Source organism: Nocardioides sp. (genome assembly GCF_964229035.1).
Lineage (GTDB): Bacteria > Actinomycetota > Actinomycetes > Propionibacteriales > Nocardioidaceae > Nocardioides.
Genome location: NZ_CAXRAZ010000053.1, coordinates 66,449 through 74,287, shown reverse-complemented (window position 1 = coordinate 74,287; position 7,839 = coordinate 66,449). Strand labels below are relative to the sequence as shown.

Sequence of the window (7,839 nt, the reverse complement as noted above, 5' to 3'; positions counted from 1 at the left end):
TGAAGTGCCGCTTCATCACCCGAGAGGCCGGTGAGTTCTGATGGCGAACCTCGCCCACGAGCTCGACGAGCTCAACGACGTCGACCTCGAGGCCAAGCTGCGCGAGGCCAAGGAGGAGCTGTTCAACCTGCGCTTCCAGGCCGCGACCGGCCAGCTCGAGAGCCACGGTCGCCTGCGCACGGTCAAGAAGGACATCGCCCGGATCTACACCGTGGTGCGCGAGCGCGAGCTCGGCATCCGCACGGCCCCGGGTGCCGAGGAGGAGAACTGATGAGCGAGTCCAACCAGACCGTCCAGCGCAACGCCCGCAAGACCCGCGAGGGTCTCGTGGTCAGCGACAAGATGGACAAGACCGTGGTCGTCTCCGTGGAGGACCGCGTCAAGCACGCCCTCTACGGCAAGGTCATGCGTCGCAACACCCGCCTCAAGGCTCACGACGAGCAGAACGAGTGCGGCGTGGGCGACCGCGTCCTCATCATGGAGACCCGCCCGCTCTCGGCCACCAAGCGCTGGCGCGTGGTGGAGATCCTCGAGCGCGCGAAGTAAATCCCGTTCGGCCAGGCTCGCCCACAGTGGGTGAGGCGAGAACCGGCACGACAACCAGGAGAAATCGATGATTCAGCAGGAGTCGCGACTCAAGGTCGCCGACAACACCGGTGCCAAGGAGATCCTCTGCATCCGTGTGCTCGGCGGCTCGGGTCGACGCTACGCCGGGATCGGCGACGTCATCGTCGCCACCGTCCAGGACGCCATTCCCGGCGGCAACGTGAAGAAGGGCGACGTCGTCAAGGCGGTCGTCGTGCGCACGGTCAAGGAGCGCCGTCGTCCCGACGGTTCCTACATCCGCTTCGACGAGAACGCGGCGGTGATCCTCAAGAACGACGGCGAGCCCCGCGGCACCCGCATCTTCGGCCCCGTGGGCCGTGAGCTGCGGGAGAAGAAGTTCATGAAGATCATCTCGCTCGCGCCGGAGGTGCTGTGATGGCTGCCGCTCGTAAGAAGTCCGAGCAGGTCCGCAAGAAGCCGAACCTGCACGTCAAGAAGGGCGACACCGTCAAGGTGATCGCCGGCTCCGACAAGGGTGCCACCGGCAAGGTCATCAAGGTCATCCGCGAGGACGAGCGCGTCATCGTCGAGGGCGTCAACCTGATCAAGCGCCACACCAAGGTCGTCGACCGCGGTGCCGGCAACACCGGCGGCATCATCACCAGCGAGGGCCCCATCCACGTCTCGAACGTGATGCTGGTCGAGGGTGACGGCGTCACCCGCGTGGGCCACAAGCGCGTCGAGGTCACCAAGCGTCGCCCCGACGGCTCGGAGTACTCCTCCACCCGCAGCGTCCGCATCTCGCGCAAGACCGGGAAGGAGATCTGAGCATGAGCGAGTCCACCATCGAGAAGGTGACCCCGCGTCTCAAGACGAAGTACCGCGAGGAGATCCTCCCCGCCCTTCGTGACGAGTTCGAGATCGCCAACGTCATGCAGGTCCCCGGCCTGGTGAAGATCGTGGTCAACATGGGTGTCGGCGAGGCCGCTCGCGACTCCAAGCTGATCGAGGGCGCGATCCGCGACCTCACCGCGATCACCGGCCAGAAGCCGGCCGTCACCAAGGCCCGCAAGTCGATCGCGCAGTTCAAGCTGCGCGAGGGCATGCCGATCGGCACGCACGTCACGCTGCGCGGCGACCGCATGTGGGAGTTCCTCGACCGTCTGCTGTCGCTGGCCCTGCCCCGCATCCGCGACTTCCGCGGCCTGTCGCCGAAGCAGTTCGACGGCCGCGGCAACTACACCTTCGGCCTGACCGAGCAGGTCATGTTCCACGAGATCGACCAGGACAAGGTCGACCGTCAGCGGGGCATGGACATCACCATCGTCACCACGGCCACCAACGACGAGCAGGGGCGCGCGCTGCTGAAGCAGCTCGGCTTCCCGTTCAAGGAGAACTGACATGGCGAAGACCGCTCTGAAGGTCAAGGCTGCTCGCAAGCCGAAGTACGCGGTGCGTGGCTACACGCGCTGCCAGCGCTGCGGCCGTCCGAAGGCCGTGTACCGCAAGTTCGGCCTGTGCCGGATCTGCCTGCGCGAGATGGCTCACCGCGGCGAGCTGCCCGGCGTCACCAAGTCCTCTTGGTGAGCTGATCACCCCGAACCCGTTGCAGGTCCACCCGCCGCTGAGCGGGTGGAAACCACAGCAGAAGGAAACACATCATGACGATGACTGACCCGATCGCAGACATGCTCACGCGTCTGCGCAACGCCAACCAGGCGTACCACGACGCGGTGACCATGCCCTACAGCAAGCTGAAGGAGGGTGTGGCCGAGATCCTCAAGCAGGAGGGCTACATCACCTCGTTCAGCGTGGCCGACAACGAGAACGGCGTCGGCAAGCTGCTCACGATCACCCTGAAGTACGGCCGCAACCGTGAGCGCTCGATCGCCGGCGTGCGCCGCATCAGCAAGCCCGGTCTGCGGGTCTACGCCAAGCACACGGGCCTGCCCAAGGTGCTCGGCGGCCTCGGCGTGGCGATCATCTCCACCAGCCAGGGCCTGCTGACCGACCGCCAGGCGAACCAGAAGGGCGTGGGTGGGGAAGTCCTCGCCTACGTCTGGTGACCCGGAACCGCTAGGAAGGAGAGAGAAGAACATGTCGCGAATCGGCAAGCTCCCCGTCCCGGTCCCGGCCGGTGTCGACGTCTCGATCGACGGCGCCACCGTCACCGTCAAGGGCCCCAAGGGCACCCTGTCGCACACGGTCGTCCCCCCGATCACGGTCGAGCAGAACGATGGCGTCCTCGACGTCAAGCGTCCCGACGACGAGCGCGTCTCGAAGTCGCTCCACGGCCTCAGCCGCACCCTGATCAACAACATGGTCGTGGGTGTCACCGAGGGCTACGAGAAGAAGCTCGAGATCGTGGGCGTCGGTTACCGCGTGCTGCCCAAGGGCCCCACGCAGCTGGAGTTCCAGCTCGGCTACTCGCACCCGATCATCTTCGACGCGCCGGAGGGCATCACCTTCACCGTCGAGGGTCCGACCAAGCTCGGTGTCGTCGGCATCGACAAGCAGCTGGTCGGCGAGGTCGCCGCCAACATCCGCAAGCTCCGCAAGCCCGAGCCGTACAAGGGCAAGGGTGTTCGCTACGCCGGCGAGCACGTCCGTCGCAAGGTCGGAAAGGCTGGTAAGTGACCATGGCGATCACTCTCAAGTACCAGCGGAACCTCTCCCAGCGCGCCAGCTCCAAGCTGCGCCGCCAGGTCCGGGGCCGCAAGAAGATCTCCGGCACCGCCGAGCGTCCGCGCCTGGTGGTCACCCGGTCGAGCAAGCACATCACCGCGCAGGTCGTCGACGACCTCGTGGGCAAGACCCTGGTGTCGGCCTCGACGCTCGAAGGCGACCTGCGCGCCCTCGACGGCGACAAGACGGCCAAGGCCAAGAAGGTCGGCGAGCTCGTCGCCGCCCGCGCCAAGGAGCACGGCGTGGAGGCGGTCGTCTTCGACCGCGCTGGCAACAAGTATCACGGTCGCATCGCGGCCCTGGCGGACGGCGCCCGCGAGGGCGGCCTGACCTTCTGACGCGAACAGGACTGAGGAGAAATCATGAGCGGACCCCAGCGCGGACAGCGTTCGGGCGGCGACCGTGGCGGCCGTGGCGGTCGTGACGGCGGCCGTGGCGGCGCCGACAAGAACCAGTACGTCGAGCGCGTCGTCGCGATCAACCGCGTCGCCAAGGTCGTGAAGGGCGGTCGTCGCTTCAGCTTCACCGCCCTCGTCATCGTCGGTGACGGCGACGGCCTGGTCGGCGTCGGCTACGGCAAGGCCAAGGAGGTGCCCGCGGCGATCGCCAAGGGTGTGGAGGAGGCGAAGAAGAACTTCTTCCGCGTCCCCCGCGTCCAGGGCACGATCCCGCACCCCGTCCAGGGTGAGAAGGCCGCCGGTGTGGTCTTCCTGCGCCCCGCCGCCCCCGGTACCGGTGTGATCGCCGGCGGCCCGGTGCGCGCGGTGCTCGAGTGCGCCGGCATCCACGACGTCCTCAGCAAGTCGCTGGGCTCGTCGAACCAGATCAACATCGTGCACGCGACCGTCGCCGCGCTCCAGCTGCTCGAGCAGCCGGAGTCGGTGGCCGCGCGCCGCGGTCTCCCGGTCGAGGACGTCGCCCCGGCGGCGCTGCTCAAGGCCAAGGCCGAGGGCGAGGCCGAGCGCGCTGCCGCGAAGTCGGCCGCCGCCGAGGCGGTGACCGTCTGATGGCACAGCTGAAGGTCCAGCAGACCAAGTCGAAGATCGGCGCCAAGGCCAACCAGCGCGAGACGCTGCGCAGCCTCGGCCTCAAGCGGATCGGCGACGTCGTGATCAAGGAGGACCGTCCCGAGATCCGGGGCATGGTCCAGACCGTCCGTCACCTGGTGACGGTCGAGGTCGTCGGAGGCGAGTGACAATGACGCTCAAGCTGCACCACCTGCGCCCGGCACCGGGTGCGAAGACCGCCAAGACCCGCGTGGGTCGAGGTGAGGGCTCCAAGGGCAAGACCGCCGGCCGCGGTACGAAGGGCACGAAGGCCCGCTACCAGGTCCCGGTCGCGTTCGAGGGTGGCCAGATGCCGCTGCACATGCGGCTGCCGAAGCTCAAGGGCTTCAAGAACCCCTTCAAGGTGACCTTCCAGGTCGTCAACCTCGACAAGATCAGCGCGCTGGTCCCCGAGGGTGGCGACGTCACCCCGGAGACGCTGGTCGCCAAGGGCGCGGTCCGCAAGGGCCACCCGGTCAAGGTGCTCGGCCAGGGTGACCTGACCGTCAAGGTCGCCGTGAGCGCGGAGGCCTTCTCGGCCTCGGCCAAGGAGAAGATCGAGGGGGCCGGCGGGACCGTCACGGTCCTGTGAGGCTCAGTCAGATCCCATGACGCAGTGAGGGGCGCCGACGCCGGTCCGACCGGCCGTCGGTGCCCCTTCTGCGTCCCCCCGGGTCGTGGTCACGGCCCCCGCGCGGCGGGGGAGAGGCCCTGATCCTGTTAGGCTTCCCGCGGCTTCTCGGCCGTCATCCAGCGGTGCTCCCTGCCCCGCCTTCCGACGCCACGCCAGGCAGCCAGGACTAGAAAGAGGACCTTCGGATGCTCAGCGCGTTCGTGAACGCCTTCCGGACCCCGGACCTGCGGCGCAAGCTGCTGTTCGTCGTCGGCATCATCGTGATCTTCCGCGCCGGGTCCCAGATCCCCGCGCCGGGCGTCAACGTCGCCAACGTCGAGCGCTGCCTCCAGGCGGCCCAGGAGGGCAGCAACGCGGGGCTCTACAGCCTCGTCAACCTCTTCTCCGGCGGCGCGCTGCTGCAGCTCACGATCTTCGCGCTCGGGATCATGCCGTACATCACGGCGAGCATCATCCTGCAGCTGCTGGTCGTGGTGATCCCGCGCCTCGAGGCCCTCAAGAAGGAGGGCCAGTCGGGGCAGACCAAGATCACGCAGTACACCCGCTACCTGACCCTCGGCCTCGCGCTGCTCCAGGCCACCGGCATCGTGGCGCTCGCGCGCTCGGGCCAGCTGCTGCAGGGCTGCGACCAGGACCTCCTGCACAGCAACGGCACCCAGACCTTCCTCGTCATGGTCGTCACCATGACCGCCGGCACGGCCGTCATCATGTGGCTCGGCGAGCTCATCACCGAGCGCGGCGTCGGCAACGGCATGTCGATCCTGATCTTCACCCAGGTCGTCGCCACCTTCCCGGCGCTGCTGTGGCAGCTCAAGATCGCCAAGGGGTGGTGGACCTTCGGCGGCGTGATCGTCGTCGGGCTGGTGATCATGGCGGCCGTCATCTTCATCGAGCAGGCCCAGCGCCGCATCCCGGTGCAGTACGCGCGTCGCATGGTCGGGCGCAAGATGTTCGGCGGCTCCTCGACCTACATCCCGCTGAAGGTCAACCAGGCGGGCATCATCCCGGTCATCGTCGCCTCGTCGCTGCTGTACCTGCCGGCGCTCGTGGTGCAGTTCAACCAGAACAACCCCGACCCGAGCCCGATCATCCGGTTCGTCAACAACTACCTGGTCGACCAGGGCAACCCGCTGCACATGGCGGCCTACTTCCTGCTCATCATCTTCTTCACCTACTTCTACGTCTCGATCACCTTCAACCCTGAAGAGGTGGCGGACAACATGAAGAAGTACGGCGGCTTCATCCCCGGGATCCGGGCGGGCAAGCCGACCCAGGACTATCTGTCCTACGTCCTGTCCCGCATCACGCTGCCGGGCTCGCTCTACCTGGGTCTCATCGCGCTCGTCCCACTCCTCGCGCTCGTGCTGATCGACGCCAACCAGAACTTCCCGTTCGGCGGTACCTCCATCCTGATCATGGTGGGTGTCGCCCTCGACACGGTGAAGCAGATCGAGAGCCAGCTGCAGCAGCGCAACTACGAAGGATTCCTCCGTTGAGGCTTCTCATCATGGGCCCCCCCGGCGCCGGCAAGGGCACGCAGGCCTCTGCCGTCGCCGCCCACTTCGGCGTCCCGGCGATCTCGACCGGCGACATCTTCCGCGCCAACGTCGCACAGGGCACTCCGCTCGGCGTCGAGGCCAAGCGCTACATGGACGCCGGCGAGTACGTGCCGGACGAGGTCACCAACAACATGGTGCGCAACCGCATCGCCGAGCCGGACGCCCAGCCCGGGTTCCTGCTCGACGGCTACCCGCGCACCCTGGCCCAGGTCACCGAGCTCGACGGCATGATCGACGCCACCGGCCACAAGCTGGACGCCGTCCTCGTGCTCACCGTCGACCAGGACGCCCTCGTCGGCCGGCTGCTCAAGCGGGCCGAGACCGAGGGTCGCGCCGACGACACCGAGGAGGTCATCCGCCGGCGCCAGGAGGTCTACCGCGAGGAGACCGAGCCGCTGATCGCGGTGTACGGCGAGCGCGGGCTCGTCGTGGAGGTCGACGGCATGGGCGAGATCGCCGACGTCCAGCAGCGGATCTTCGCCGCGCTCGACGAGCTCGACCAGAGCTGATCCCGGCACCGGTGTTCGACCGCCGCATCGAGGTCAAGACCCCCGACCAGATCGTCGCCATGCGCGCGGCGGGTCTGGTCGTGGCCGAGGCGCTCGAGGCGACCCGTCGTGCCGTGCGGCCCGGCGTGAGCACTGCTGATCTCGACGCGGTCGCCGAGGCCACGATCCGTGGCCTCGGCGCGATCCCGTCCGTCGTCGGCTACGGCGACCCGCCGTTCCCGGCCAGCATCTGCGCCTCGGTCAACGACGAGGTCGTCCACGGCATCCCCGGGGCACGCACCCTGGTCGAGGGCGACGTCGTGTCGATCGACTGCGGTGCGATCGTCGACGGCTGGCACGGCGACGCCGCGATCACGGTGCCCGTCGGTGCGATCCGCCCCGAGGTCCAGCGGCTGCTCGAGATCACCGAGGCGGCCCTCTGGCAGGGGCTGGCGGCCGCGATCGTCGGTCAGCGCGTGGGCGACATCTCCCACGCCGTCGAGTCGTCGGTGCGTGGCTCAGGCACCTACGGCATCGTCGAGGACTACACAGGCCACGGCATCGGCACCGCCCTGCACATGGACCCCGACGTCCCCAACACCGGCCGGGCCCGCCGCGGCGCCCGTCTGCGCGCCGGCATGGCGCTGGCGGTGGAGCCGATGGTCACGCTCGGTCTGCGCCACACTCTGCTGGCGCCCGACGAGTGGACCGTGGTCACCGCCGACGGCACCTGGGCCGCGCACTTCGAGCACACCGTCGCGCTCACCGACGACGGCCCCTGGGTGCTCACCGCTCCCGACGGCGGCCGCGCTCGACTCGACGCGCTCGGCGTGCCGTGCGGCGCGCCGGCGTGACGCCGGGCGTCGTCCACGACGTGACCT

General features: G+C 68.2%; 15 protein-coding genes. All 15 read left to right on the top strand.

The genetic code is table 11. The features are described from left to right. The first annotated feature begins 40 nt into the window (after positions 1–40). On the top strand, positions 41–271 hold the full coding sequence (rpmC, locus tag ACERUN_RS16490) for a 50S ribosomal protein L29 (protein ID WP_370291129.1): 231 nt from the start codon (positions 41–43) through the stop codon (positions 269–271). Further along, positions 271–546, top strand: coding sequence for a 30S ribosomal protein S17 (rpsQ, locus tag ACERUN_RS16485; protein ID WP_370291128.1), 276 nt, complete (start codon positions 271–273; stop codon positions 544–546). Before rpmC ends, rpsQ begins: the two co-directional genes overlap by 1 nt. Positions 547–613: 67 nt before the next feature. Further along, positions 614–982 (top strand): 50S ribosomal protein L14, encoded by a 369-nt coding sequence (rplN, locus tag ACERUN_RS16480; protein WP_370291127.1) that lies wholly within the window; start codon positions 614–616, stop codon positions 980–982. Then, positions 982–1,374 carry a 50S ribosomal protein L24 gene (gene rplX / locus ACERUN_RS16475; protein WP_370291126.1) on the top strand — a complete coding sequence of 131 codons (393 nt, stop codon included), beginning with the start codon at positions 982–984 and terminating at the stop codon, positions 1,372–1,374. Before rplN ends, rplX begins: the two co-directional genes overlap by 1 nt. A gap of 2 nt (positions 1,375–1,376) precedes the next feature. After that, on the top strand, positions 1,377–1,946 hold the full coding sequence (gene rplE, locus ACERUN_RS16470) for a 50S ribosomal protein L5 (protein ID WP_370291125.1): 570 nt from the start codon (positions 1,377–1,379) through the stop codon (positions 1,944–1,946). 1 nt (position 1,947) lies between these two features. Then, positions 1,948–2,133 carry a type Z 30S ribosomal protein S14 gene (locus tag ACERUN_RS16465; RefSeq protein WP_370291124.1) on the top strand — a complete coding sequence of 62 codons (186 nt, stop codon included), beginning with the start codon at positions 1,948–1,950 and terminating at the stop codon, positions 2,131–2,133. 74 nt (positions 2,134–2,207) lie between these two features. Next, positions 2,208–2,612 carry a 30S ribosomal protein S8 gene (gene rpsH, locus ACERUN_RS16460; protein WP_370291123.1) on the top strand — a complete coding sequence of 135 codons (405 nt, stop codon included), beginning with the start codon at positions 2,208–2,210 and terminating at the stop codon, positions 2,610–2,612. A gap of 31 nt (positions 2,613–2,643) precedes the next feature. Further along, the gene (gene rplF / locus ACERUN_RS16455) at positions 2,644–3,183 is read left to right on the top strand and encodes a 50S ribosomal protein L6 (protein ID WP_370291122.1); all 540 of its coding nucleotides are present in this window, start codon (positions 2,644–2,646) and stop codon (positions 3,181–3,183) included. Between the two features lie 2 nt (positions 3,184–3,185). Then, complete coding sequence (gene rplR, locus ACERUN_RS16450; protein WP_370291121.1) at positions 3,186–3,569, top strand: 50S ribosomal protein L18; 384 nt, start codon at positions 3,186–3,188, stop codon at positions 3,567–3,569. Between the two features lie 24 nt (positions 3,570–3,593). After that, on the top strand, positions 3,594–4,238 hold the full coding sequence (rpsE, locus tag ACERUN_RS16445) for a 30S ribosomal protein S5 (protein WP_370291120.1): 645 nt from the start codon (positions 3,594–3,596) through the stop codon (positions 4,236–4,238). After that, a complete protein-coding gene (gene rpmD / locus ACERUN_RS16440) occupies positions 4,238–4,426 on the top strand; it encodes a 50S ribosomal protein L30 (protein WP_370291119.1) in 189 nt (62 codons plus the stop codon). Before rpsE ends, rpmD begins: the two co-directional genes overlap by 1 nt. Positions 4,427–4,428: 2 nt before the next feature. Beyond that, positions 4,429–4,869: a 50S ribosomal protein L15 gene (gene rplO, locus ACERUN_RS16435; RefSeq protein WP_370291118.1), complete on the top strand. Its 441-nt coding sequence runs from the start codon at positions 4,429–4,431 to the stop codon at positions 4,867–4,869. 227 nt (positions 4,870–5,096) lie between these two features. Beyond that, positions 5,097–6,407, top strand: a complete 1,311-nt coding sequence (secY, locus tag ACERUN_RS16430; protein WP_370291117.1) for a preprotein translocase subunit SecY — start codon at positions 5,097–5,099, stop codon at positions 6,405–6,407. Then, a complete protein-coding gene (locus ACERUN_RS16425) occupies positions 6,404–6,979 on the top strand; it encodes an adenylate kinase (protein ID WP_370291116.1) in 576 nt (191 codons plus the stop codon). The genes secY and ACERUN_RS16425 overlap by 4 nt, the downstream gene beginning before the upstream one ends. An 11-nt stretch (positions 6,980–6,990) precedes the next feature. After that, positions 6,991–7,812, top strand: coding sequence for a type I methionyl aminopeptidase (map, locus tag ACERUN_RS16420; protein ID WP_370291115.1), 822 nt, complete (start codon positions 6,991–6,993; stop codon positions 7,810–7,812). Positions 7,813–7,839 lie beyond the last annotated feature (27 nt).

Coding starts and splice junctions, on each gene's coding strand:
- rpmC (WP_370291129.1), top strand. CDS start 41: ATGGCGAACCTCGCCCACGAGCTCGACGAGCTCAACGACGTCGACCTC.
- rpsQ (WP_370291128.1), top strand. CDS start 271: ATGAGCGAGTCCAACCAGACCGTCCAGCGCAACGCCCGCAAGACCCGC.
- rplN (WP_370291127.1), top strand. CDS start 614: ATGATTCAGCAGGAGTCGCGACTCAAGGTCGCCGACAACACCGGTGCC.
- rplX (WP_370291126.1), top strand. CDS start 982: ATGGCTGCCGCTCGTAAGAAGTCCGAGCAGGTCCGCAAGAAGCCGAAC.
- rplE (WP_370291125.1), top strand. CDS start 1,377: ATGAGCGAGTCCACCATCGAGAAGGTGACCCCGCGTCTCAAGACGAAG.
- ACERUN_RS16465 (WP_370291124.1), top strand. CDS start 1,948: ATGGCGAAGACCGCTCTGAAGGTCAAGGCTGCTCGCAAGCCGAAGTAC.
- rpsH (WP_370291123.1), top strand. CDS start 2,208: ATGACGATGACTGACCCGATCGCAGACATGCTCACGCGTCTGCGCAAC.
- rplF (WP_370291122.1), top strand. CDS start 2,644: ATGTCGCGAATCGGCAAGCTCCCCGTCCCGGTCCCGGCCGGTGTCGAC.
- rplR (WP_370291121.1), top strand. CDS start 3,186: ATGGCGATCACTCTCAAGTACCAGCGGAACCTCTCCCAGCGCGCCAGC.
- rpsE (WP_370291120.1), top strand. CDS start 3,594: ATGAGCGGACCCCAGCGCGGACAGCGTTCGGGCGGCGACCGTGGCGGC.
- rpmD (WP_370291119.1), top strand. CDS start 4,238: ATGGCACAGCTGAAGGTCCAGCAGACCAAGTCGAAGATCGGCGCCAAG.
- rplO (WP_370291118.1), top strand. CDS start 4,429: ATGACGCTCAAGCTGCACCACCTGCGCCCGGCACCGGGTGCGAAGACC.
- secY (WP_370291117.1), top strand. CDS start 5,097: ATGCTCAGCGCGTTCGTGAACGCCTTCCGGACCCCGGACCTGCGGCGC.